General features: G+C 54.9%; 16 protein-coding genes and 1 rRNA gene. 6 read left to right on the plus strand and 11 right to left on the minus strand.

Features of this window, described 5'->3' with window-relative positions; all coding sequences use genetic code 11:
• Positions 1 to 7: 7 nt before the first annotated feature.
• Complete coding sequence (locus tag AC1EKG_RS02325; protein ID WP_040314693.1) at positions 8 to 1,666, minus strand: L-lactate permease; 1,659 nt, start codon at positions 1,664 to 1,666, stop codon at positions 8 to 10.
• 282 nt (positions 1,667 to 1,948) lie between these two features.
• Entirely contained in the window at positions 1,949 to 3,469 is a 1,521-nt protein-coding gene (gene gltX, locus AC1EKG_RS02330; RefSeq protein WP_004804545.1) for a glutamate--tRNA ligase, read from the minus strand.
• Between the two features lie 119 nt (positions 3,470 to 3,588).
• Here gltX and AC1EKG_RS02335 point away from each other — a divergent pair, with 119 nt between their 5' ends.
• On the plus strand, positions 3,589 to 4,773 hold the full coding sequence (locus tag AC1EKG_RS02335) for a MalY/PatB family protein (protein ID WP_004804543.1): 1,185 nt from the start codon (positions 3,589 to 3,591) through the stop codon (positions 4,771 to 4,773).
• 113 nt (positions 4,774 to 4,886) lie between these two features.
• Here the strand turns inward: AC1EKG_RS02335 and AC1EKG_RS02340 are convergent, their stop codons facing one another.
• From AC1EKG_RS02340 to AC1EKG_RS02350, 3 genes are all read right to left on the minus strand, one after another.
• Positions 4,887 to 5,663, minus strand: coding sequence for a fumarylacetoacetate hydrolase family protein (locus AC1EKG_RS02340; protein WP_004804541.1), 777 nt, complete (start codon positions 5,661 to 5,663; stop codon positions 4,887 to 4,889).
• Positions 5,660 to 7,231, minus strand: a complete 1,572-nt coding sequence (locus AC1EKG_RS02345) for an alanine/glycine:cation symporter family protein (protein ID WP_004804540.1) — start codon at positions 7,229 to 7,231, stop codon at positions 5,660 to 5,662. Before AC1EKG_RS02345 ends, AC1EKG_RS02340 begins: the two co-directional genes overlap by 4 nt.
• A 160-nt stretch (positions 7,232 to 7,391) precedes the next feature.
• The gene (locus tag AC1EKG_RS02350; RefSeq protein ID WP_004804537.1) at positions 7,392 to 8,822 is read right to left on the minus strand and encodes an alanine/glycine:cation symporter family protein; all 1,431 of its coding nucleotides are present in this window, start codon (positions 8,820 to 8,822) and stop codon (positions 7,392 to 7,394) included.
• Between the two features lie 144 nt (positions 8,823 to 8,966).
• Here AC1EKG_RS02350 and AC1EKG_RS02355 point away from each other — a divergent pair, with 144 nt between their 5' ends.
• From AC1EKG_RS02355 to AC1EKG_RS02365, 3 genes are read left to right on the plus strand one after another with little or no spacing between them, the layout of a single operon-like run.
• On the plus strand, positions 8,967 to 9,944 hold the full coding sequence (locus AC1EKG_RS02355) for a nucleoside hydrolase (RefSeq protein ID WP_004804535.1): 978 nt from the start codon (positions 8,967 to 8,969) through the stop codon (positions 9,942 to 9,944).
• A 20-nt stretch (positions 9,945 to 9,964) separates the two neighbouring features.
• On the plus strand, positions 9,965 to 12,589 hold the full coding sequence (locus tag AC1EKG_RS02360; protein WP_040314692.1) for a DEAD/DEAH box helicase: 2,625 nt from the start codon (positions 9,965 to 9,967) through the stop codon (positions 12,587 to 12,589).
• 18 nt (positions 12,590 to 12,607) lie between these two features.
• Positions 12,608 to 13,366: a YggS family pyridoxal phosphate-dependent enzyme gene (locus tag AC1EKG_RS02365; RefSeq protein WP_004804531.1), complete on the plus strand. Its 759-nt coding sequence runs from the start codon at positions 12,608 to 12,610 to the stop codon at positions 13,364 to 13,366.
• A 35-nt stretch (positions 13,367 to 13,401) separates the two neighbouring features.
• On the opposite strand, the gene ilvD is transcribed toward AC1EKG_RS02365, so the two are convergent.
• Complete coding sequence (gene ilvD, locus AC1EKG_RS02370; RefSeq protein WP_004804529.1) at positions 13,402 to 15,270, minus strand: dihydroxy-acid dehydratase; 1,869 nt, start codon at positions 15,268 to 15,270, stop codon at positions 13,402 to 13,404.
• Between the two features lie 183 nt (positions 15,271 to 15,453).
• Here ilvD and cimA point away from each other — a divergent pair, with 183 nt between their 5' ends.
• The gene (gene cimA, locus AC1EKG_RS02375; protein ID WP_004804527.1) at positions 15,454 to 17,052 is read left to right on the plus strand and encodes a citramalate synthase; all 1,599 of its coding nucleotides are present in this window, start codon (positions 15,454 to 15,456) and stop codon (positions 17,050 to 17,052) included.
• Here cimA and AC1EKG_RS02380 read toward each other — a convergent pair.
• From AC1EKG_RS02380 to AC1EKG_RS02390, 3 genes are read right to left on the minus strand one after another with little or no spacing between them, the layout of a single operon-like run.
• Positions 17,044 to 18,243 carry a cobalamin-independent methionine synthase II family protein gene (locus tag AC1EKG_RS02380; protein WP_048706566.1) on the minus strand — a complete coding sequence of 400 codons (1,200 nt, stop codon included), beginning with the start codon at positions 18,241 to 18,243 and terminating at the stop codon, positions 17,044 to 17,046. The genes cimA and AC1EKG_RS02380 overlap by 9 nt on opposite strands.
• A gap of 11 nt (positions 18,244 to 18,254) precedes the next feature.
• Positions 18,255 to 19,397: a branched-chain amino acid aminotransferase gene (locus tag AC1EKG_RS02385; RefSeq protein WP_004804523.1), complete on the minus strand. Its 1,143-nt coding sequence runs from the start codon at positions 19,395 to 19,397 to the stop codon at positions 18,255 to 18,257.
• Between the two features lie 53 nt (positions 19,398 to 19,450).
• Positions 19,451 to 20,497, minus strand: coding sequence for a 3-isopropylmalate dehydrogenase (locus AC1EKG_RS02390; protein WP_004804521.1), 1,047 nt, complete (start codon positions 20,495 to 20,497; stop codon positions 19,451 to 19,453).
• 264 nt (positions 20,498 to 20,761) lie between these two features.
• On the opposite strand from AC1EKG_RS02390, the gene AC1EKG_RS02395 reads away from it, so the two are divergent.
• Positions 20,762 to 22,357 (plus strand): aspartate:alanine exchanger family transporter, encoded by a 1,596-nt coding sequence (locus AC1EKG_RS02395; RefSeq protein WP_070425085.1) that lies wholly within the window; start codon positions 20,762 to 20,764, stop codon positions 22,355 to 22,357.
• Here the strand turns inward: AC1EKG_RS02395 and AC1EKG_RS02400 are convergent, their stop codons facing one another.
• The gene (locus tag AC1EKG_RS02400; protein ID WP_004804516.1) at positions 22,358 to 23,845 is read right to left on the minus strand and encodes a threonine/serine exporter family protein; all 1,488 of its coding nucleotides are present in this window, start codon (positions 23,843 to 23,845) and stop codon (positions 22,358 to 22,360) included.
• A gap of 209 nt (positions 23,846 to 24,054) precedes the next feature.
• Positions 24,055 to 24,169 (minus strand): 5S ribosomal RNA (rrf, locus tag AC1EKG_RS02405).
• Between the last annotated feature and the right edge of the window lie 199 nt (positions 24,170 to 24,368).

A 24,368-nucleotide genomic window follows, 5' to 3' on the forward strand; every position in this document is an offset into this window, starting at 1 on the left:
TACTGTGCTAGCCCAACAACGAGCTAAAACCTACGAGTAGCGCCAGGGCTACCAGCAGTACGAGTGAGATCGGCAGCGCTTTGCGGAGGAGCTGCGGCTCGGAGTTGGGCTGCCCCACAGCTCCGGCTGCGATAGTCAAGTTCTGCGGCGAGATGATCTTGCCGAGTCCGCCACCCACAGTGTTGGCACCGAGCAACAATGACGGATCTGCGCCAACAGAGTGCGCCGCGGTTGACTGCAGGTCTGCGAACAGGGCGTTGGCAGAAGTAGCCGAACCGGTCACGGCAGTGCCCAGCCAACCAAGGACCGGCGAGATGAACGCGAACGCCGCACCTGTACCCGCCATCCACGCACCGATAACCGCTGTCTGGCCAGAGAAGTTCATCACATAGGCCAAAGCCATTACCGTGGCGATGGTCAGGATCGAGATCCGCAACGAATAGATCGTCTTGAAGAGCGTGGCAATTCCCTGTTTGAAGGTAAGCGGGAAAGCGCCCTCCGAAGAGGTGGCACTGTAGACCGCCGCTACTACTAAAGCGGTGATCGCGATTAGGGTGCCAGGAGAGGATAGCCACTGCAGGTTGAACGTAGTTCCTGCGAGCGGTTCTCCGGCCTTGTTGACCAGGTTTCCATCTAGCCCGGGCCACCCGAATTTGATATCCGTGGAAGCAAGTAGACCTGGGATGTCAACACCGACCGTCCACAGCTTAGCCACGGCAAAGACCAGTACGACCAACCAGTACGGCATTAGAGCCAGTGCTGCCCTAGAAGCGGTCAGCTCGGACGTCCCCTCAGTACATTCCTCTTCCGGGGTATGCGGATGCCACACCTGCATAAGTGCAGTAACTGCGCCAAAGCCAAGCAGTGAAGCAAGCACAGAAGTGAGCTCATAAGAGAAGAATCCAGCGCACCAGAAGTGTCCCAGCGCAGTGACCGCTCCAGCTACGAGCGCCGCTGGCCACAGCTGCTTCAGACCGCGTATCCCGTCTAGCATAAACAGCAGCAGGACCGGGATGAAGCACGCAATTATTGGAGTGAGGTGACTCATCTGGCTGGCTACCTCAGTAGCCTTTACTCCCCCCAGTCGCCCGGCGGTAGTCACCGGAATTGCCATAGCGCCGTAGCCAACACTGATCGCGTTACCAGCAATGGTGACAAGAGCCGCCTTAATCGGCTTAATTCCAATTGCCACTAGCATCGCAGCAACAATTGCCACGGGGGCGCCAAAACCAGCCAGCCCTTCTAGCAGCCCGCAGAAACTAAACGAAATGATAAGTGCTTGGACACGGCGATCGCCACGTCCGACAAGGTTGAAGGTCGCACGTACGTCGTCTCCGCGACCCGATTCCACGGTCAGGTTGTACAGCCAGACCGCGGCAATAATAATGTACAAAATTGGCATGAATCCAAAGGCCAACCCCTGGCTAGCAGATAGCAGAGCAAGGGAAAGCGGCATCTTGAAACTCAGCCAAGCTACCAGTAGTGAAGCCACCAAGGAAATAAGTGCGCACCAATGCGTCTTGACCTTGAAAGCTCCTAGGAGGATGAAAAATACCGCCAAGGGAATGAGTCCCACTATTGCAGATAGGAAGAGTGAACCAATAACCGGGGCGTCCGGGGCGGTATACGTTGCAGTCGCTACCAAATTAGAACCATCCTGTTGCATGGCCGTTAGGCCGTAAGTCTTACACTGCAAGCTACCCCAACCGCGCTTCACCTCATCATTTACCCCTGTTTGCCCAGGTAGAAGGATTATGCGGTAGAAGGTGGGGAAACATTAAAAGGACTTAAGTGTTACGAAAAACCAGAACCCCCCGCGCACCTACGAACTGCGTTATTTATGCCGATTTGCCCCCTCTTGGGCACATTCAGAAAAGCTGGTAAGGGAATTTGGGCCCAAAAAGCTGGGGAGCAGGCGATGCCTGCTCCCCAGCTATTTGTTTATCGGCTATTTCTGCAACATCTGTGCAGCAGCATTCAGCCGCTTCAGTGTCTCTTCACGGCCCAAGATAACCATCGAATTGAAAACAGGGATCGAAGCATTGGTCCCGGTCATTGCCACGAATAGTGGCCCAAACGCAACCCTAGGCTTCAATTCCAGGCCCTCGATTATGGACTCTGTTAGAGCTTCATGAATACCATCCACCGTGTACTGGCTTTCAGGCAGGGCCTCAACAGTCTTAGCTGCCTGGGCAAGAACCTGCGGAGCAGAGTCCTTCAGTTTTCGAACTGCCTTCTCGTTATACGTGAGTTCCTCGCCATCAATGAAGAGGAACCGCAGTAGATCGACAGCCTCGCCCAGCAGCTGGATACGAGTTTGCGCAAGAGGGGCAGCTTCGCCAAGCAAGTACTGTTCCTGTTCAGTCAGGTCATCCCAGGAAGGAGCGGAGACGACCTTGCCTTCATGCAGGTACGGGACTAGGCGGGCACGGAAATCTTCAACGTCTAGCCTGCGGATATGCTCCGCATTTATCGCGACGCACTTCTTCTGGTCAAAGCGAGCCGGATTGGGGTTCACGTCGTGAATATCGAAGGCCTTGATCATCTCTTCTTTGTCGAAGATGTCCCGGTCTGGCGCGATAGACCAACCGAGCAATGCCAAGTAGTTCAGTAGCCCTTCTGGGAGCATCCCGTTTTCGCGATGGAGCAGAAGGTTGGACTTCGGATCTCGTTTAGATAGCTTCTTATTCCCCTCTCCCATGACATACGGCAAGTGCCCAAATTCGGGGATTCGCTTTGCGATACCGAGCTCCATTAGCGCCCGGTACATGACAATCTGGCGGGGAGTAGAAGACAGAATGTCTTCCCCGCGCAGAATGTGCGTCACGTCCATAAGAGCATCGTCGATGGGATTTACCAGAGGATAAAGTGGATCCCCATTCGCCCGCAGAATCACGTAATCCGGTACAGTTCCTGCCTTGAATGTGATCTCGCCGCGCACCAGGTCAGTGAAAGTAACGTCTTCATCTGGCATGCGCATACGGTAAACAGGCTTGCGCCCCTCGGCTTTGAAAGCCGCGATCTGTTCAGCAGTCAGGTTGCGGTCATAACCGTCGTAGCCCAGCTTCGGAGGACGACCAGCGGCCTTGTGTCGCTCCTCGATTTCCTGCGGAGTCGAATAGGATTCGTAGGCATAACCCGCATCAATAAGCTTCTTGGCTACATCTTTGTAGATGTCCATTCTTTCGGACTGCCGGTAGGGCTCGTGGGGACCTCCCACACCGATCCCTTCGTCCCAGTCCAGACCCATCCACTTCAAAGACTCAATGATCTGGTCGAATGATTCCTGGCTGTCGCGGGCCGCATCCGTGTCTTCGATACGGAATATGAAAGTGCCGCCCGTGTGGCGCGCATATGCCCAGTTGAACAGGCATGTGCGTACCATCCCTACGTGAGGGGTGCCGGTCGGAGACGGACAAAAACGAACGCGAACATCACTGCCTGTCGCTGGCGTTTTTTCAGTGCTCATAATGCCTATAGCGTACCGCGTGCCGGCCAGATCTTCGAACCGCGGCCTCTAACCAACATGGAATATTCGCGAGTAGTTCATAATAGGGAAAAATGAAGAACTAGTCGCTGGAGGGGCAAGTGTCGCTCGCAGATTTCTCGCGAAAAGCGGATTCGCTTTCTATTGAGCAGTTACGTGGTAGGGCAACAAGGAAGTGGTCCATGCGTATGGGCGAATCCCTGTTGGACGGGGCGTGGATCGCCGAAGCAGACTTTGGTACTGCCCCGCAGGTGGAGGCCGCACTCCACGAGGCGATCTCGAACAACTTTCTGGGCTACATGCCTACCTGGCTAGTCGAGCGCACGCTCTATGAATGTAGGCAGTTCCAAGCAGACCGTTTTGGCGTAACGCTAGCCGAGGACTGTTATGGCATTGCCCCCGACGTCCTTTCTGTACTGCATCAAGTAATTGAACAATTAACCGACAAAGGCACCCCGGTTATTGTTCCTACTCCTGCATATATGCCCTTCCTGACCATTCCCGGCTCCCATTTCCGGGCCACTATTCAAGTTCCGTCACACGTTGATGCAAATGGCCGTTACAAGCTCGACCTGGAGCGGATCGACCGTGCTTTTTCCGAGGGCGCACAGTTGTTGATCCTGTGCAATCCCTGGAATCCGACCGGCCAGACTTTCACTCGCGAAGAATTGGTTGAGCTAGCTAGCGTGGTGCACAAACACCCGCAGGCAATTGTTTTCAGCGACGAGATCCACTCCCCTCTGGTACATGCAGACCGTACCCATATTCCTTTTGCTTCTCTAAGTGAGCAGACGGCTTCTCGGACGGTAACTGCAACCGCGGCATCAAAGGGGTGGAACATTCCGGGGCTCAATTGTGCGCAGTGGTACATCGCTGGCAGCACTCTTAAAGAGCGTTTTGCCCGCGGATCGGAGTTGTTAGCTAGTGGGGCTAGCCCACTCGGAGCTCTAGGAGCATGCGTCGCCTACCGGGATGGGCGTGACTGGCTGGATGACTTCAATGCCTACATAGTGAAGAATTCTGTGCGCGTACAGGAGCTACTTGCGGATTCCGGCTCCCGGCTCCGCTGCACCAGCCCACAGGCAACCTATCTGACGTGGTGGGATGCGAGCGCTTACGAGGTCAACAATCCCGCTGAACTCATCGCTTCCAAAGCGGCGGTGGCGGTAAATGCCGGCCACGAGCTGGGAGAAGATTACTCGCGCTTCTTCAGACTAAATCTGGCCTCACCCACGCCGGTATTGGAAGATATGGTCTCTCGTATACTCGCAGCCTTCGCTAACTAGGGGACCAAGAATAGTTTTAGGGGGATGGGCCCGGCCTTGGCCGAGCCCATCCCCCTTTTCCATTGACAGCTAACGCTTTAGGGGACTTACCGTTCTGCTCCCCTGCATCGGAGTTATCGGCGAAGCACCTGATTTCTCAACGTGCCGATATTTTCTATCTCGCACTCGACAGTGTCCCCAGCATCCATTGGGCCGGCGCCCGCTGGCGTGCCAGTCAGGACTATATCCCCTGGCAGTAGTGTGAAAACGCTAGAGACATAGGAGACCAGCTCCCGCACCGAGTGTTTCATGTCGGCTGTGCTGGCCGACTGCCGCACCGAGCCATTTACCCTGCATTCAATATGCAAGTTATCCGGGTCCAGCTTCGGATCTACAACAATCCAAGGACCTACCGGGCAGGAGGTATCCCATCCTTTTGCCCGGGTAAGCTGCCCATCCTGCCGCTGCGTGTCTCGGGCAGTTGCATCGTTAGCAATGGTGTAGCCCATAATTACCTGGTCGACCTGCTCGACAGGGATATCTTTCGCCAAAGTCTTGATCACGACAGCGAGCTGCGCCTCTTGCTCTACTTCTGCAGAGAATTTTGGCAGCACGATCGGATCATCCGGGCCGATCACCGAGGTGTTCGGCTTCAAGAACAGCGGCGGCTGTTCTGCAGGCTGCCCGGCCTCTTCGGCTCCACTTAACGGATAGTTTCCGATGACCCCTACTACCTTTGACCGTGGGATTACCGGCGAAAGAAACCTTGCCTCTTCAAAAGGCACTAGGAGCCCGGACGGTTCCACCTTGGAAAAGAGCGGGTCGTTCTTAAGTGCCACTATCTGCTTAGCGTCGTCCTCGAAAACTCCGAACATCGGGGAATCTCCGGTAGAAAAACGTGCAACCTTCATTTTGCCTCATTCAAGTCGTGGCTCTCTGCTTCCATCTCGGCCCACGATTCCTCGTGGCCACCTTTAACATGCCACACAGAAGTTGGAAGTTCACCAGGCATATGCGGGTTGTCTAGAGATTGGAACTCAGGGATCTTCCCCTCCTTTAGCTGCGCCTGGTAGTCGCGCAGTGCCCCCAAGGCCCACTTGCCCAGAAGGAGGATTGCGACCAAGTTCACGATGGTCATTAGCGCTGTTGCCCAGTCCGCGATGGACCAGACCGCAACTAGCGGAAGCACGGCGCCAAGCGCAGTGGCAAAAATAACCAGAATTTTCAGAGGTAGCGTCGACCTCTTTAGGCCGACAATGAACCTGTAGTTCGTCTCTGCGTAGGTGTAGTTACCCAAGATTGTGGAATACCCGAAACAAATCATCATTGCCATGACCAGGATTGCCACGATTCCTTCAACGTGGCCTGCTCCTCCCAAGGAGGTAACTAGAGAAGTCGATGTTAGCGCCGTTCCGTCTAGGTCTGCGCTGCGATCGGGATTCCAGAAAGGTTCAGACATGAGGATTATGAATCCGGTCGAGGTACACACCAGCATGGTGTCCACAAAAACGCCTAGAGACTGCACCATGCCCTGGGTAACGGGGTGCGACACAGTCGCGGTAGCTGCAGCGTTTGGCGCAGACCCCATGCCTGCCTCGTTAGTGAACAGGCCACGCTTAATACCGGTAGTAATTGCGGCAACAAAAGCACCGGTGGCGCCAGCAACTGCTGGAGGAACGTAGGTGCCCTGTCCAAATGCACCGGCAAAGATCTCGCTGAACACGGACGGAATACGCTGGTAATTCAACGCCATCACCATGATGCCCATCAGCACGTACAGCAGGGCCATTGCGGGTGCCAACAATTCGGAAAAGCGTGCGATCGGCTTGACTCCGCCAAGTACCAGCGGCAAGGTCATCAAAATTAGCACCAACGCGCTGGCCCACGGCGGAATACCAAAGGAAGTGTGCGCGAGCTGGCTAATCGAATTGGATTGAATCATCTCGAAACTGAAGCCATATGCGAATATCAGCAGTATTGCGAAGACGATCCCCCAACCACGACTTCCCAAGCCACGCTGAATGTAGTAAGCCGGTCCGCCTCGGAACGTCCCGTCCCCATTGCGTACCTTGTAAAGCTGCGCGAGCGTTGCTTCGATGAAAGCAGTCACCATACCAACAGCGGCAACTACCCACATCCAGAACACCGCTCCCGGGCCACCAGCCACTACTGCAAGGGCCACCCCCGCAATGGATCCGGTCCCTACCCTGTCGGCAAGCCCGATTGCGAAAGCTTGGAAGGAAGAGATGCCTCCCTTAGCTCCGTCTCGAGAGCCCAAGATCACCTTGACCATGTGCGGGAACATGCGAATCTGCATGAAGCGGGAGCGGATAGTGAAGATAACACCCGCCCCCAGCAGTAACACGATCAGGACCCAGACAATGGAGTGTCCGTAGACGTTGTCCAAAAATCCTGAGATCGACTCGTTGATCTTTGTGAAGCTGTCATAGAAGCTGCCGGGTTTGGCGGAATCGTCCACGCTAAGTCCTCTCGGTGTTACTTAACTATTAGTCGTGTCAATACTGGTTAAAGGTAACTCCAAGAATAGGCCAGAGTGAAATTTACTTTTACAAAATAGAGAAGAAATCTTTACCTTTTGGCTGTCAACTGCACCTATGAGAATCAGATTAGAAAGCTAACTAATCCTCTCTACGCACCCACACATCTCCCTTGAGAACATCCGGCAAGAACTTGTTGTCGGTAGCAACAAATACCGGATCCTTATCTGCGCGTGTCTGTGCTTCATAATCCCGCAGTGCGCCGGCGACCCACTTCCACAGCAGCGCAATCGCCACTAGGTTCGTCACCGTCATAACAGCCATGGCGATATCTACCGAGTTCCACAGGACGGGCAACGAAACCACCGCTCCCAGACAGGCAGAGGCCACACACACCACGCGAACCAGATTCCTAGCCCACTTCGCGTCGGTGACAAAAGACATATTCACTTCTGAGTAAACATAAGCTGCAATTACAGAGCTAAAGGCCAGGACGAAAATCATCAACGCCATCGGCACCATCGCCCACTGGCCGATCTGATCTGCCACCGCGTACGCCGTCAGATTAGACGGATCGACGCCCTCTTTGCTCCACACCTTCGGGCCGGCCAAAAGAATAATGAAAGCGGTAGCGGAACACACAATCACGGTGTCAACAAACACACCGAGAGCCTGAATGAATCCCTGCTTTACCGGATGAGACACAGTAGCTGTAGCAGCCGCATTCGGCGCGGTACCCTGCCCTGCCTCATTCGAGAACAAGCCCCTCTTTGTACCGTTGATAATTGCAGCCATGATGCCGCCGCCGACACCGCCACCCAGTGCCGCCCCATTGAAAGCAGACTCTACAATCTGGCCAATCAAGGCAGGGATCTGCGGCAGGTTAATCAAGCAGATAATGAAGGCGATAACTACGTAAACCGTTGCCATGATCGGCGCCATCCACTCGGTAACCCGGGCCACGGAACGAATTCCCCCCAGGATTATCGGCCCTGCGAACGCGAAGATCAAAGCGGCAATAATCCACTTGTTAGCGCCCGGAATCGTCCACATGATTGTGGAGGCAATCGCGTTCGACTGCACGGAAGTGATTACTACACCGCAGGTGACAATCGCGATGATCGCAAAAACAGCCCCATAGGCTCTAGAGCCAACGCCCTTCCACATGTAGTAGGCCGGCCCCCCACGGAACGTTCCATCTGCCTGGCGCACCTTATAAATCTGCGCCAACGTCGATTCAAAAAAGGAAGTAGCCATGCCGACAAGAGCCACTACCCACATCCAGAAGACGGCTCCCGGCCCTCCCATCAACAGGGCTGCTGCAACGCCGAAAACGTTGCCAACACCAACGCGAGCCGCAAGAGAGATCGTGAAGGCCTGGAAGGAAGAAATTCCCCCCTTCGCATCGGTACGAGAGGACAACACCGCCTTGAACATGGCCCCCAGATGGCGGAACTGCATGCCCCTGGAAATGATCGTTAGGAATATCCCCACGCCCAGCAACACCCACATCGTGATGTGCAACGTAACCCAGTCAGCAACTGCCAAAATGCCGTCAGCTAGAGAGCCCATAAAAACCTCCGGGGCGAAAACATACACTGGTATTTATACTGGCAGATTTTCCCCACCGCTTCCGAATCGGCCACATCTCGACCACTACACCAGAATAATTAGCCTGCTACTACGTACACTTGTGGGGAGTCGAAAGGAATGCACATGCGCCACGTAATTATTGACACCGACCCCGGCATTGACGATTCTATTGCCATTCTTCTTGCTTCTACACATCCGGAAGTATGCATCGATGCGCTAACCACCGTGGGCGGCAACGTTCCCCTGGAAAAGACGACGGCCAACGCCCTCGGAATACTGAATTTCGCAAAGGCAGGCGACATTCCTGTTTATCAAGGTGCGGCTCATCCGCTAGCAGGAGCTGCAGAGCAGTACGCTGACGACACTCACGGCGAATCCGGTACCGGACAGGTGCACCTAGACCCGGCAGACAGAAAAATTGCCGGAACCGACGCCCCACAATTCATCGTGGATCACACAAAGGCCCACCCTGGCGAAATAACGCTCGTTCCCATCGGCCCCCTAACTAACATTGCCAAGGCTCTAGAGATAGACCCGACCTTGCCAGAGCGGGTACCAGAAGTACTGCTTATGGGCGGCGCAGAGGGCCCCGGCAACGTCACTCCGTCTGCAGAATTCAACTTCTGGTTCGATCCAGAGGCCGCAGCTGCGGTTATGAACGCCGGCTTCAAGAAAATCACCCTGGTCGGGCTGGACGCAACCGAACAAGCCTTCATAACAGCGGGCACGCGCGAGTTACTTCGCCGCCTTTCAGATTCCAAGAACGCCCAATTCCTTTATCAAATTACCCAGCAATACGCTGATTTCTATTGGGATACGCAAAAGGCGCTAGGCGCCGAACTATGCGATGTCCTAGCAATCGCCAAACTCATTGACGATTCCCTCGTAGAAACCGAAAGTGCCAGCATCGAGATCGCGCTGGATGGCATCTGCCGAGGGCGCTCACAAGTCGCCCGAAAGAAGCGCTTCCCGTCCCTGCCGCAAAACGGACATATCTGCACCAACGTCAATACCAGAGGCTTCTTCGAACTGCTACTTACCACCCTCATCCCAGAAGAGAAGGAACTAATCGAGCAGGTTCTGGCACACGAATACCGCTAAGAAGAGGCACCAACATGGCTATGAAACCCGCGCTAAACCTACTGCTCGACGATCTAGAAGACAGCGGCAAGATCGCAGATCCCACCGCCGTCATTGAAGCCTTTGCCGCCTGGGCGAAGGAGGGCGGACGCGAACTTTACCCGCACCAGCTCGACGCCGCCCTCGCCATCGCAGCTGGGGAGCACGTAATTGCCGCAACGCCTACTGGCTCGGGCAAGTCCATGATCGCCCTAGCAGCACACATGGTGGCACTGTCCAGAGGCGAACGCAGCTACTACACCGCTCCCCTGAAAGCGTTAGTCTCCGAAAAATTCTTCGATCTGGCCGGACTTTTCGGTACCGAGAACGTGGGAATGGTAACCGGTGACGTGTCCCTAAACGCGGATGCGCCCATAATCTGCTGCACCGCCGAAATCCTTGCCAACCAGGCCCTGGCAGACGGTGCCGAGACCGACTGCGGCATAGCCATTATGGATGAATTCCACTTCTACGGCGATCACCAGCGCGGGTGGGCCTGGCAAGTGCCGCTACTCGAAATGACAAAAACCCAGATGGTGCTGATGTCAGCCACGCTAGGCAACATCGACTTCTTCAAAGAAGACCTATACAACCGCACCTCTCGCACCGTCTCAGTAATCGACAATGCCAAACGCCCTGTCCCCCTGGAATTCAACTACACGTACGAAGAAACCTCAGAGTTGATCGAAAGGCTGATGAAACAGGGCCGCTGGCCAATCTACCTGGTACATTTTGCCCAGCGCGACGCCATCGAGAGAGCGAGTGCTCTAGCGGCGACCTCGAAAGTCTCGCGCAGCCAAAGGGACAAGGTTGCCGAAGCTATCAAAGGCTTTTCCTTCGGCGGCGGGTTCGGCAAGACCCTGAAAACGCTACTTCGCGCCGGGATCGGCGTCCATCACGCCGGGATGTTGCCCCGATACCGCCGCCTAGTAGAGCGGCTCACCCAAGAGGGACTTCTAGTTGCTATATGCGGTACAGACACACTAGGAGTCGGCATCAACGTTCCCATCCGCACCGTAGTACTAGCCTCCCTAACCAAGTTCGACGGCAGACGCTCCCGCCACCTTTCGGCCCGCGAATTCCACCAGATCGCTGGCAGGGCAGGCAGAGCCGGATTCGACACCATTGGCTTTGTAGAAGTGCAAGCCCCCGAACACGAAATTGAAAACGCCAAAATCAAAGCGCGCGCGCAGGCGGTAGTAAATGGCAAAAAGACGGGCGGACGAGCCAAGTTGAAGCAGGCCCCAGAAGGCTTCGTCTCCTGGACCGAGGCTACCTTCGAGCGACTAACTCAGGCACAGCCGGAAGCCCTCTCCTCGCAGTTCACAATGACTCACTCCATGGTGCTAAACGTGCTGTCGGGCAACCGCGATGCGGCCTCTCACCTAGTGTGTCTGGCTCGCAACAACCACGACAAACCCCGCGAGCGCAACCGTCATCTGCGCACTCTCGGGCAAATCTATTCCTCACTTCGCACCGCCGAAGTCGTGGCGTGGGAAGAAGGAAAGCTCGTGCTACAGCGCGAACTGCCAGAATCCTTCGCACTAAACCAGGCACTGTCACCTTTTGCCCTAGCCGCAGTAGAACTGCTAGATCCGGATTCGCCGACCTACGCCCTCGACGTTGTTTCGGTCGTCGAATCGATTCTGGAAGATCCGCGCCCCCTCCTCTTCGCCCAAAGGCGACTTGCACGCGATCAGGCCATGGCAGCGATGAAAGCAGAGGGCCTGGACTACGATCAGCGGATGGACGCCCTCGATGAAATATCCTGGCCCACCCCGCTTGCAGAAGAGCTACATGGCGCTTTCTCGACCTTCCGCCAAACCAACCCCTGGGTGGCAGGAAATGAACCGTCTCCCAAATCTGTAGTCCGCGAAATGGTCGAAAACGCTGACACTTTCTCCTCACTCATCTCTCGCTACGATCTGGCTCGTTCCGAGGGCGTGATCCTGCGATATCTGTCCGACGCCTATCGCTCGCTGCACCAGATCGTTCCGCAGGATGCCCGAAACGAAGAGTTCGACGCTATTGTCACCTGGCTAGGAGACCTGGTTAGAGCGGTCGATTCCTCGTTGCTGGCTGAATGGGAGATGATGGGCAACCAGGCCGTGTCTGCCCAGCCCGAAACAGTAGGTACCGAAGTTGCTTTCGGGGCAGACGAGAACGGCAATGTTGCTTTTTCTGCCAACAAACATGCCTTCACCACCGCGATTCGCAAAGAGCTCTTCAGACGCGTTGAGTTGATGGCACGAGAGGACGTCGACGGCCTCCTGGATTTGCAGGATCCAGGGTGGGATGAAGACCGGTGGAATAACGTTTTAGATCGTTACTACAACGAGTACGACTGGATTGGCACCGATCAGGATGCTCGTTCGGCTGGACTATTCAAAGTCATCTCCGCCCCCACCGAGGCTGACCTAGCAACAATTGGGATAGATCTGGACTCCCCTCTAGCAGGACGGGCATTGGAAGGACGCATCTGGCTGGCGCGGCAAACCATTTTGGATCCCGAGGGCGACCTACCGTGGCGGATTTGGGCCCTTGCTGATCTCGATGCCTCTGATGAGGCCGCATTAGCCGGTAAGCGGCGGGCCGTGGTGCACACTATTTCCGTGAGCGCCGACTGAAATCAGTATGATTGAAGTATGTCTGAGACAAAGCTAACTGTGGAAGATCTAAAGAAGTCTATTTCGACGATCAGGCGGCGGATTGATGACGCTGCTGAAAAGGCGGGCCGAAACGGCTCCGAGGTAGATCTAGAACTAGCCATAAAAACGCAGACTCCGGCAACTTGCGCAGCAGCCGCAGTAGCCCTGCACGAACTGTCACTGCCCGTATTGCTCGGGCAAAATAAGGTGCAAGAGGCACAGGCTACTTTTGATGCCATTAGCGCCACGATGGTCGAATCAAAGGTGAACATGATTGGCAACCTGCAATCGAACAAGTTGAATAACGCCCTGGGTTGCGTCACCGGTATCGAAACCATCGATCGGGGCAAACTAATCAATAAGATTTCCGAACGGGTCCGACCAGGCGGACGCTTTGCTGATAGGTTCCCCGAGGGATTCGACGTGTGGGTACAGGTAAATACCTCCGGCGAGGAAACCAAGTCCGGGTGTAAGCCTGAAGAGGCCGTCGAGCTGGCGTACGCTGCCGCAGCTGCTGAAGGGCTAAACCTGCGCGGCTTCATGACGATCGGGGCTCATACAAGCGAGGAAGCGAAGATTGTTGCGTCCTTCGAGGCTTTGCGCGAAATTCGCGACACCGTCCTCGCCTCCGGTGAAGAAGGCACCGCGCAAGCAAAAGATCTGTCTATGGGAATGACGCAGGATCTTGAAATTGCCGTGGCACACGGAGCCACACGGGTGCGCGTCGGCACAGCAGTCTTCGGCAAGCGAGACTAGTGATTAGGGGGTGGATTTTCCCACCCCCTAAAGTTTTATAGCACCCTCGAGATGTCGCGGCTCGCCCCCTGTGATGCTGAGCTGGCGGTTGCAGCGTATAGCTGAAGTGCGGCCGATATTTTCCGGTCGCGGGCTAGCGGCGTCCATGGTTTTTCTCGCTGCTCCATTTTTTGCCGTCTGCGTTCCAGCTCTTCTTCGTCTACTTTCAGGGTTAGCTCTTCCGTGTTCACGTCGATCACGATGCGGTCGCCGTCCTCGATCAGGCCAATAAGTCCGCCATCGGCTGCTTCCGGCGAGATGTGCCCGATGGAAATCCCTGAGGTTCCGCCCGAGAAGCGCCCGTCAGTGATCAGCGCGCACTTCTTGCCCAGCCCGCGTCCTTTCAGGAACGAGGTCGGATACAACATTTCTTGCATTCCGGGGCCTCCTGAGGGGCCTTCGTAGCGTATTACTACGACGTGGCCGGCATGTACTGTTTTGTCTAGGATCTTTTGGATGGCTTCCTCTTGAGACTCCATTACGATGGCTTCCCCTTCGAAATGGAAGAGTTCCGGATCAATGCCGGCAGCCTTCACGATCGCCCCTTCTGGCGCGAGGTTGCCTCGGAGCACTGTCAGCCCACCATTCTTCGTGTAGGCGTTTGTGACTGCTCTGATGCATCCATTTTCAGAATCGGTGTCCAACTGTTTCCACTGATTGGTGGTCGAGAAAGGAACGGTGGTGCGCACTCCGCCGGGAGCGGCACTGAATAGTTCTTTTGCTTCCTCGCTGGCGTCTGCGCCGCGCACATCCCACTTCCGCAGCCATGAATCCAAGCTGTCGGAATGGACAGTGTGAACGGTATGGCGCAGTAGCCCCGCCCGGTCTAGTTCTCCCAAGATTGCCGGGACGCCTCCTGCCCGGTGCACGTCCTCCATGTGGTAGTCAACGTGGTTCGGAGCCACCTTTGCCAGACACGGTACTGTCCTACCCAGCGTTGCAATGTCCTCGAGGTCGAAGTCTGTGCCCGCCTCTCGGGCTACAGCCAACAGGTGCAAGACAGTGTTCGAAGAACCGCCCATAGCCATGTCCAAGCTCATCGCGTTGAAGAACGCATCTCTGGAGGCGATAGAACGCGGCAACACGGATTCGTCCTCGCCCTCGTAGTAGCGGTTTGCCAATTCCACAATGAGGTTTCCGGCCTTTTCAAACAGAGTTTTCCTAAAGGCGTGGGTAGCTAGTGTGGAGCCATTTCCAGGCAGAGACAGCCCCAGTGCCTCCGTCAGACAGTTCATGGAATTGGCAGTAAACATTCCGGAACATGACCCGCAGGTAGGACAGGCAAGCTTTTCAACCCGCAGCAGGGTGTCATCGTCAAGCACGTCGTCTGCGGTAGCAGCCATTACAGTGATCAAGCTGCCTTTACCGGTGTGGGTTGTCCCTACAATCGCTTCGGGAGGAATGTTCTTCCCCGCTTCCATTGGCCCACCAGAGACAAAGATTGTGGGAATGTTCAGTCGCATCGCAGCTAGCAGCATTCCCGGCGTTATTTTGTCGCAATTCGAGATACAAACTAGGGCATCTGCACAGTGCGCATTAACCATGAATTCGACAGAATCAGCGATCAATTCGCGCGACGGGAGCGAGTACAGCATTCCGGTATGACCCATGGCAATACCATCGTCGATCGCGATCGTATTAAATTCCTTTGCTACTCCCCCAGCGGCTGCCACGGATTTTGCTACCAACTGGCCCATATCTTTTAGATGAACGTGTCCGGGAACAAACTGCGTAAAGGAATTTGCGATGGCAATAATCGGTTTTCCAAAATCTTCGTCCGTCATGCCTGTTGCTCGCCATAGCGAACGAGCTCCTGCCATATTCCGACCGTGCGTGGAAGTTCGCGAACGAAGTGGGTATGCCATGTCCTCTCCTTTTCCGTTATTTTTCAACTAGTTTAGGGAGCTTCAAATGAAAGGGCATTTTTAGGCCAGTTAGTGAACACTTCGGCTATTTTGGAAGGAATATCGCAAATTATTCCTTTGGAAATATGCCTCTCGCGGCGTATTAATGATGCCTTTTAGACTATTGCGTATACATTTAGGTACATGGAGCGCACACGGATAGCTATATACGACACCACCCTTCGCGATGGTGCCCAACAGGAAGGTATCTCCCTTTCTGTCGCAGATAAGCTTCGCATTGTGAAGGCACTCGACAAGATTGGGATCGCTTATGTCGAGGGCGGATGGCCCGGAATGGGCCCCAAGGATAGCGAGTTTTTTACCAAAGCGGGTGAATTATCACTCGTAAACGCCCAGCTTTGCGCTTTTGGCGCTACCGCCAAACCGCACGTTCCGGCTGCTAGCGATCCGCAGGTAGCGGCGCTTGCCGGGTGCTGCGCTCCCCAGGTGACGTTGGTGGCGAAGGCTGACGAGACACATGTGCAAAAAGCTCTTCACACAGATCTTTCCGAAAATTTGCGGATGGTGGCTGACACGGTTGCCTTTCTTTGCAGTCAAGGCAAACAGGTAATGGTTGACCTGGAGCATTGTTTTGATTCCCTGCACCGTAGCGACTACGCCCTCAGGGTTGCCGATACTGCTCTTAGAAATGGCGCTCACACAGTCATTGCGTGCGACACCAATGGAGGTACCCTGCCGGGGCAAATCTTCGCCCACACCAAGGCGCTAGTGGAACGCTTCGGCGATGCGGTTGGAATTCATGCTCATAACGATTCTGGCTGCGCAAATGCGAACGCGGTGGTGGCTGTCGAGGCCGGAGCAAGGCAGGTGCAGGTAACCGCCAATGGGTATGGCGAACGAACGGGAAATTCAAACTTATTCACCACCATTGCGAACCTAGAGTTGAAGATGGGATGCAAGACCCTTGCTGACCCTACAAGGCTCGCGGACCTGACTCATCTCTCGCATCGCATTTCGGAGATCACCAATATTTCTCCTTTCGCGCGCGACCCCTACGTGGGGGCTTCAGCGTTCGCTCACAAGGGTGGTCTACACGCTTCGGCAATGAAGGTTGATCCCGCCCTCTACCAGCACGTTAATCCGGAACAGGTCGGTAATAGTAGAAGGATGCTGGTCTCTGAAATGTCTGGACGGGCACTAGTCGAGATGAAGGCTGCCGAACTGGGAATCCCTGCTACGGACCCGACCTTGCTCAGAAAAGTTACGAACGCTGTCAAGGAACGTGAAGCCCGCGGATACACCTACGATGCCGCCGACGCCTCCTTTGCACTTCTCGTGCGGTATTTGCAGGGAAACCTCCCCCACTATTTCGAGGTCGAATCTTGGCATGCGCAGGTGCTGGCACTTGCTCCCAATACCGCTACCCCGGGAGGCAGAACGCGCGCTAAAGCGGAAGTCTCATTGACTGCTGGTGGCGCGCAGGTGATTCGTAGTTGCGCCGGAAATGGCCCGGTAAACGCGCTTGATCATGCTTTTTCGGGGGCACTAGCCCAGTTCTACCCCACGGTGCAAAAGCTAAAACTCATTGACTTTAAGGTCCGCATCTTAGATGAGGACCATGGCTCGGATGCCACCGTACGCGTGTTACTGGAAGCCGCGGGCCCCACGGGAACTTGGACCACTGTTGGTGTGGGTACCGACTTGATCGAAGCCTCGTGGGAAGCCCTAGCAGATTCCTATATTTACGGCCTTCTTGAGGAAGGTATTAGCCCCTTAGAATAGCCGCTCACTAGCTATCTCGGCGCCCTGTGCGAGTGCCTCTAGCTTTGCCCATGCGATCTGGGAATGCACCCTCCCTCCCAGGCCGCAGTCGGTGGAAGCGATTACGTTTTCTGGGCCTACGACCTCGGCAAAACGAATGATGCGTTCTGCGACAAGCTCCGGATGTTCCACCACGTTGGTCGAATGGCAGACTACCCCGGGCACAATCTTTCGGCCGGCTGGAAGCTGGTATTTCTTCCAAATTTTCCATTCGTGGGCATGTCTGGGCGAAGATCCTTCAAAACTGAACTGCCCGGCATTTACCTGCAGGCACTGCTCAATGATTGCTTCGAACGGAATGTCTGTCGTATGTGGTCCGTGCCAAGAACCCCAACAGATGTGCAGTCGCACCTGCTCCGGAGCGATCCCGGAGATCGCCTTATTAATGGCATCGATTCGAATCTGCAACCATTTTTGGTAGTCGGCAATGGTGGGTTCCGGATTGATCTGGTCCCAGGACTCAGCCAAATCTGGGGCATCGAGTTGAACGGTAAGTCCGGCCTCGGCAATGGCTTTGTATTCCTCGGCCATCACATCGGCGCAAGCTTCTACGACGTCAGCATCGGTGGCATAGTATTCGTTCTTGATTCGGGCCGCAGATCCCGGCGAAAGTGCTGCAATAAATCCTTTTGCAATTCCGTTATCCTTCATGGCTTTGGTGAGCAAGTCGATATCAGCACCTACCTGCTCGCCGGCGGTGTAGGTTAGCGGTCCGGTAATTTTCGGATTTCCAACCGAGGCTCTTCCCCCGAGGATGCCGGAATTAGGATCCTCGTATGCATCGCGGAATTTTGCGCGGTCACGCCGGTCAGGAAACGAGGTTAGTCGAATCTTTCCGGGTTCAGAACGCACAATGTCTTGGGCTGCCCACCGGTCTTCGTTGGTCATGGTTAGCCCACCCATGCGGGAGAACGAGTAATTCCACCAGGCGCCGTAGTCAACCGCACCGGAAGTGATGTGCCCGTACTCGCCCTCGTTGACGATGTCGATCCCGATGTCTTTCTGGCGGCGAACCACGTCCTGCACGGAATCGGTAAGGATCTGCGCAAACTCGGTTTCGGAGATTCTTCCTTCCGAACGCCTCTTGTTCGCATCCAATAGTTCCGAAGTACGTGGCAGTGAACCAACGTGAGTGGTTTCTATTTTGGTCATTGTTTTCTTTGCTAGTCAGAGATCTTGTAGGTCCAGTTGTATGGGTCTTCGCTGAGCCCGTTCTGGATGTCTGTGAGTTGCTTGCGCAGGGCGACCGTCTTGGCACCAACCGGTAGTTCAACTTCGAAGTCGTCACTCCCTAGTTTTGTGATGGGGGTGACTACGGCTGCGGTGCCGCAGGCGAATACCTCGGTTACCGCCCCGCTCTTGATGTCCTCCAGAAGCCTGCTTAGCGCTATGTCTTCTTCGCGGACTTCTGTGCCTCCCTCTCGGAGCAGTCGGCAGATTGCGCTCCTGGTGTTTCCCTCTAAGATCACGCCGCTCAGCCTGGGGGTAGCAACAGTTCCGTCGGCACGCACCACGAAGACGTTCATTCCGCCGAGCTCTTCCAAGTAGGTCTGCGTCGTATCCAGGAAGCATACCTGCGCGTAACCTTTTTTAGCCGCTAGATTTTGCGGCAGTAGAGATGCGGCGTAGTTGCCTCCGCACTTGGCCATTCCCGTGCCGCCGGGGCCTGCCCTGTGGTATTTGCGGTCTACCCAAATACTCACGCCTTCTGCCCCACCTTTGAAGTAACTTCCCGAGGGCGAAGCTATCAGATAGAAGGTCACATTATTCGCCGAGTGCACTCCCAGGAATGCTTCTGTGGCGATCATAAAGGGACGCAGGTACAGCGAAGTACCTTCGGCCTGTGGCACCCACCGTTTGTCAGCACGCACGAGGTCGACGACTGCGCGCACGAAGTCTTCCACAGGCAGTTCGGGCAAGGCGAGGCGGCGGGCGGAAGCGTTAAAGCGGGCCGCGTTGTAGCGCGGCCTGAAGGTCCATACCGACCCGTCTGCGTGGCGGTATGCCTTCAATCCTTCAAATACTTCTTGCCCGTAGTGCAGTACGGCCGCAGCCGGTGACAGCGAGATAGGCCCGAATGGCTCGATCCGGTAATTGTGCCAGCCTTCTTGACTATTCCAATCTGCTACAGCCATGTAGTCGGTGAAATCTCGGCCGAAGTCGAGCGTGGACATGATGCGCTCGTATTCGTCTTTGTCAGCAGGTTTCGGATGTGGATGGACTGGGAACTTACCAGCTAACGCATCGGCTGCGGGTAGTGGTTCGGATCCTTGTTTTTCCAGCTCTGTGGGAGTATGTGTGGCCATCGGTCCCTTCCTTTTTACTAATACCCTATAAAGTTTTGCTTTTACTTTTTCTTTTAATCGGCAGTGCTCTTTAGCGCAGCGGCAATATCAGAACCAATTTCTGCAGTAGTTCGCGCAGAAGCTCCGCTAGCCACATCGGCCTGCACTGCCTTGGTTACTCGCCTGGATTCATTATCAAATCCTTGATGGGCAAGCAGAAGCGCAATCGATAAAATAGCGGCTCGTGGGTCTGCTTTTTGCTGGCCGGCAATGTCTGGCGCGGAGCCGTGCACCGGTTCAAACATCGAGGGCGCAGTTCCCTCAACGTTGATGTTTGCTGAGGCAGCCAATCCGATGCCTCCGGTAATAGCACCAGCCTCGTCAGTCAAGATGTCTCCGAACAGATTATCGGTGCAGATCACGTCGAAGCGTTCGGGATCTGTTAGTAGATAAATAGTCGCCGCGTCGACGTGGCAGTAATCGACTTCGACCTGCGGATATTCTGCGGCTACTTCACTAACTACGCGAGACCACAAGCTCCCTGCGTTTACGAGCACATTTTTCTTATGGACCAGCGTGACTTTCTTTCGCCTGCGCATTGCTTGTGCGAATGCGTAGCGGACTACGCGATTTACTCCGTAGGCAGTGTTGACAGATACTTCGGTAGCGATTTCTTGATCTGTGCCAGCCCGAAGCACACCGCCATTACCGCAATAGAGGCCCTCTGTCCCCTCTCGAACTACAACAAAATCAATATTGTTCTTCGCCTGCAACACGCCTTTTACGCCGGGATAGCTTCGCGCCGGACGAAGATTGACACTATGGTCGAGGGCGAATCGTAGCTTCAGGAGCAACCCGCGCTCTAGGACGCCAGCGGGCACGGATGGATCGCCAATGGCGCCGAGGAAAATCGCGTCGTTTGCCCGTATCTTCTCTAGAGTTTCCTCCGAGAGCACTTCCCCACTCTTGTGATAGTGCGCTGCACCCAAAGAAAACACATGCGTCTGAATTGTGGCAATCTCGGGTGGCAACGCCGCCCGCAACACCTTCAGTCCTTCAGCCACCACTTCAGGACCGATCCCGTCGCCAGGAATTACCGCTAGGTCGATTTGCTTTGACATGCAACAACTGTACGGACATTTCATTTCTTGGAACCGCATACGTCACGATTTGGGACGCTCGCATTAAAGAAAAGCAAGCCACCGGGGCGCCCAATTTTCATACCGTCACGATTTATCGCACACGCCACTGCCCTAATATCTGAGTCGTCGCCGCTGCAGGCCTATTCCTCTAACAGCAAACCGCCTGGCAGGGAGCAATTCCAGAAGTAGATTAGAAGGAAATGCAATAGTGAGCCAAGATACATTCTGGAAAGGTAAGGTTTCGTGGCTTCCGTATTTGAATATTTGGCCGGCAATGGAGTCTTGTTACTCTTCATCCTCGTCGGCGTAGGAATGATCTTTGGACACATTAAGATCCGGGGCATAGGGATGGGCTCCGCTGCCGTACTCTTCGTGGCTATTGGCCTGTCTGCATGGGCGAATGCTTACGGAGTAGAGCTCAAAGTGGATCACCTACTCGGGATTTTTGGGCTAGCACTATTCGCATTCGCAATCGGCATCAACTCTGGACCGAATTTCTTTGCAGGCCTCAAGAAATCGTTAGGACCAATCGTTACCTACGTTGTCGTCATCGGGCTCGCGGCAGTCATCGCTTACCTTGTAGGTGTCCATATATTCCACATGGATATCGCCTTGATTGCCGGCACCTTCGCCGGTGCCCTAACAAATACACCGGCACTTTCGGCAGCAGGGGTTGCCTCGGGCAACGAGGGGCTGGCTACCGTTGGCTACTCTATTGCTTATATCTTTGGGGTGGTAGGAATGCTCGGCTTCGCCGGTGCAGCATTGGCCTACAGGTCCTCTGACAAGGACACTCCCTCCCCAGTCGCGAACCGGACAATTCGTGTCGAGCGAGACGATGAGCCACAGGTGGCAGACATTCTTGCCAAGTACGGCGACAGAATAACGTTTTCTCGACTAAAGCGCAGCGAGGCTTCCACTATCGTCCGTCCGTCCTCGTCGGATCGGCTTAGGCGCGGCGATCTAGTCACCGTCGTTGGCCCAGTAGATTTGGTAAACAATATAATAGATTCACTTGGGCACGGCTCCTCGCATTCCCTAATCGAAGACCGCACGCATCTAGATTTCCGCAGAATTACTCTCTCTGATTCAAAGATTGCAGGTCTTACTGTGGACGAGCTCGAGATGCCTCGACGGTTCTCTGCCACCATCTCGCGAGTCCGCCGTGGTGACGTCGACATGATTGGTGAACCCAATCTAGTCTTGCAGCAAGGCGACCGAGTCCGCGTTGTTGCTCCCGTTTCTAAGATGAAAGAGATCACTAAGTTCTTCGGCGATTCATCCCGAGGTCTCACCGACATCAATCCGATCGCTTTGGGGCTGGGTATGGCTCTTGGGGTACTTCTTGGTGAGCTGCCAATCTTCACCCCTACCGGAGAAGAATTCTCTATCGGTTCAGCTGCGGGAACACTCGTTGTTGGCTTGGTTATGGGCAAGATTGGCCGCGTTGGCAAATTTGTAACCACCATGCCGTTTACCACCTGCCAAGTACTTTCGGAACTAGGCTTGCTAATCTTCCTTGCTCAAGCTGGCACTAACGCAGGCGGCCAAATAGCGGGTGCTTTTACCGGAGGACACTGGTGGAAGATCATGGTACTAGGGGCCGTCATCACATCGTTTGTAGGCTTTGCCCTCTACGCCAGTATGCGATGGGGATGGAAGATGGGCGGCACTCGCCTATCGGGTTACCTAGGTGGCGCGCAGACCCAGCCAGCAATCCTTGGCTTTGCCAATTCCCGCACAGGAATGGATCCGCGCGTTGCACTGGGCTACGCCATGATTTATCCGATGGCAATGATCGGCAAGATTCTTGCCGCCCAACTATTGGGCGGTATGTAACTACCGCATCACGTAGCGGTGTGCCGTCTTAGCTCCCGGGTGCAGCTTTCGCAGCTCGGATTCTGTACGCCAGTTGGGATCCGTGACCATTCGTGCTAGAGCTAGCCCGATCCCTACTGCCAGAATTACAATGCATACCTCGGTGATGGACGAGATGGCCTCCGCGTAGTTGCCCTGGTTCATATGGGTAAGTCCCGCGTACAGCGGCACACCTGGGATCATTAGCACCGCAGCGGGCACTGACAGGGAGACCCGTGAATACGCGTATTTTGTGGCCTTAGAAATAAAGTGAGCGCCCATGCCAATCGCGAATGCCTCGACCCCCACCGCAAACTGCCACAGTAGGCCTTCTTCGACGCCGAAGAAACGCAAGGGGTTTACAATTGCGCAAATAAGCGCTGCCCAGAAAGAGACTTCTAACGTGCAGTTGAAGAGCATTGCGAAGCCGTATGCCGCAATAAAGGAGCAAAGCATTCGTACTAGGTAAAGTCCGACACCCGAAATCGGCGGCGTTGCCGGCGGATCTACTGCCCAGCTGAATGCTAGCGATGTCAGCCAGACTGCCGCGCCCGCAGACACTACTAGCATCATCACGTACACGGACCTGTTTACCCCGGCAGCTAGGTCCGAACGAACTAAATCGAGCATAGCGGTAATCAAGGGGAATCCGGGCACTAGGAACAGTACGGCCGAGACAATACCGGCGTGGTATCCGGAGGAAGTTCCTGTGAACCACACGGGCAAGTTTGCTATTTCGGAAGCACTCGCCAGATGCGGCAGTGCGAGATTGAAAAGAGTCGCTAAGGCAACGTAAATGGTGGAGGCCACTACCCCACAAGCCATCCAGATGCCGAAGTGGTTCATGTGCCTTATCATCATCTGCTTACGCAGCGCCTGTCCGGCCGTAGCGGCAATACCGGCAAGGATGCATTCGACCAAACCGCCTCGGTTTAGAAAACAGAAGCACGCACAGCTAATACCTGAGGCCAGCATATTCGCAACAGTGCCGTACTCTGGACCGTTAGCAGCAATCTTGTCGAGTGCCCGGTTGGCCTCCTCCACGCTCATCCGCACCTTTAGATGCTGCACAAACACCCGCAGTCGGTCCAACTGCGCGGCATTTGTACCAAAGGTTCGCTGCTCTGATACCTCAGTACGGAAGTTGCACTTTCCGTACACCGTCGAGGAAATCTCTCCAAATGTCACCTGCGCGTGGTGCTCCCTCACCCCGAGAGCGGCAGCCAGGCGAGACATCGAGACTTTGACGCGGAAGGAGCTAGCGCCGCAGGCCAGCAGCATGTGCCCAAGTCGCATTACCACTTTAGATTGCTCAGTGAGCAGCTCATCTTCCTCGATCATCTGATCGATTTCTTCCTGTTGCCCGCTTACTTGGGTCAGCTCAGACTCAGGTGAGGCTCCTACATCGGTCTGGAGCCCCTGGGGACGGAAAACTTCACGAACGTGGTGCTTGATATTTTGCCATCTCATCACGCCTATTCTAAGCACGCAGCCGCGAATTCTTCTCGGCCTTTCGTCACGATGAACCCCTGCCTCATTCATCTCCGTAGAAAAAGTTTTCGCTCAGACTTTCAGGCCGAGGGCGGGAGGCTTAGGCTTGCTGTTGTTAAATGGGGATAAAGATCTAGCCCCCAAACCCACTAACAAAAGCAGGCCTGGAGGCTAAACCAGAAGAATAATCGTGGCAGCGTCTTACTCTCCCACACTAAAAAGTGCAGTACCATCAGCGCTGGCAAGCTTAGCTACCGGGATCGGAACGGAACCGGGCGTGACCTCACCGCTATGACCACCACGAAAACCAATTTGAACCAACCAAAAAAAGAAGACTGGTTGAATCGTGAACCGCACAGTGGACGCAAATGCCAATGCCAACACACGTAATTGGCATGCCCAAAACAAACATTAATACTCAATTTTGTTAGTCATCGGGATATTAGTACCAGTCAACTCAAACCCTCACGAGCCTTACATTCCTGGCCTATCAACCCAGTCT

It is taken from the genome of Winkia sp. C0117E2 (assembly GCF_056590455.1).

What these genes read in the sequence shown, in the direction of transcription:
- AC1EKG_RS02390 (WP_004804521.1), bottom strand. Translation starts at nt 20,497, where the DNA reads ATGTCAAAGCAAATCGACCTAGCGGTAATTCCTGGCGACGGGATCGGT.
- AC1EKG_RS02340 (WP_004804541.1), bottom strand. Translation starts at nt 5,663, where the DNA reads ATGAAGGTTGCACGTTTTTCTACCGGAGATTCCCCGATGTTCGGAGTT.
- AC1EKG_RS02355 (WP_004804535.1), top strand. Translation starts at nt 8,967, where the DNA reads ATGCGCCACGTAATTATTGACACCGACCCCGGCATTGACGATTCTATT.
- AC1EKG_RS02360 (WP_040314692.1), top strand. Translation starts at nt 9,965, where the DNA reads ATGAAACCCGCGCTAAACCTACTGCTCGACGATCTAGAAGACAGCGGC.
- AC1EKG_RS02380 (WP_048706566.1), bottom strand. Translation starts at nt 18,243, where the DNA reads ATGACCAAAATAGAAACCACTCACGTTGGTTCACTGCCACGTACTTCG.
- AC1EKG_RS02365 (WP_004804531.1), top strand. Translation starts at nt 12,608, where the DNA reads ATGTCTGAGACAAAGCTAACTGTGGAAGATCTAAAGAAGTCTATTTCG.
- ilvD (WP_004804529.1), bottom strand. Translation starts at nt 15,270, where the DNA reads ATGGCATACCCACTTCGTTCGCGAACTTCCACGCACGGTCGGAATATG.
- AC1EKG_RS02385 (WP_004804523.1), bottom strand. Translation starts at nt 19,397, where the DNA reads ATGGCCACACATACTCCCACAGAGCTGGAAAAACAAGGATCCGAACCA.
- cimA (WP_004804527.1), top strand. Translation starts at nt 15,454, where the DNA reads ATGGAGCGCACACGGATAGCTATATACGACACCACCCTTCGCGATGGT.
- AC1EKG_RS02400 (WP_004804516.1), bottom strand. Translation starts at nt 23,845, where the DNA reads ATGAGATGGCAAAATATCAAGCACCACGTTCGTGAAGTTTTCCGTCCC.
- gltX (WP_004804545.1), bottom strand. Translation starts at nt 3,469, where the DNA reads ATGAGCACTGAAAAAACGCCAGCGACAGGCAGTGATGTTCGCGTTCGT.
- AC1EKG_RS02350 (WP_004804537.1), bottom strand. Translation starts at nt 8,822, where the DNA reads ATGGGCTCTCTAGCTGACGGCATTTTGGCAGTTGCTGACTGGGTTACG.
- AC1EKG_RS02325 (WP_040314693.1), bottom strand. Translation starts at nt 1,666, where the DNA reads ATGCAACAGGATGGTTCTAATTTGGTAGCGACTGCAACGTATACCGCC.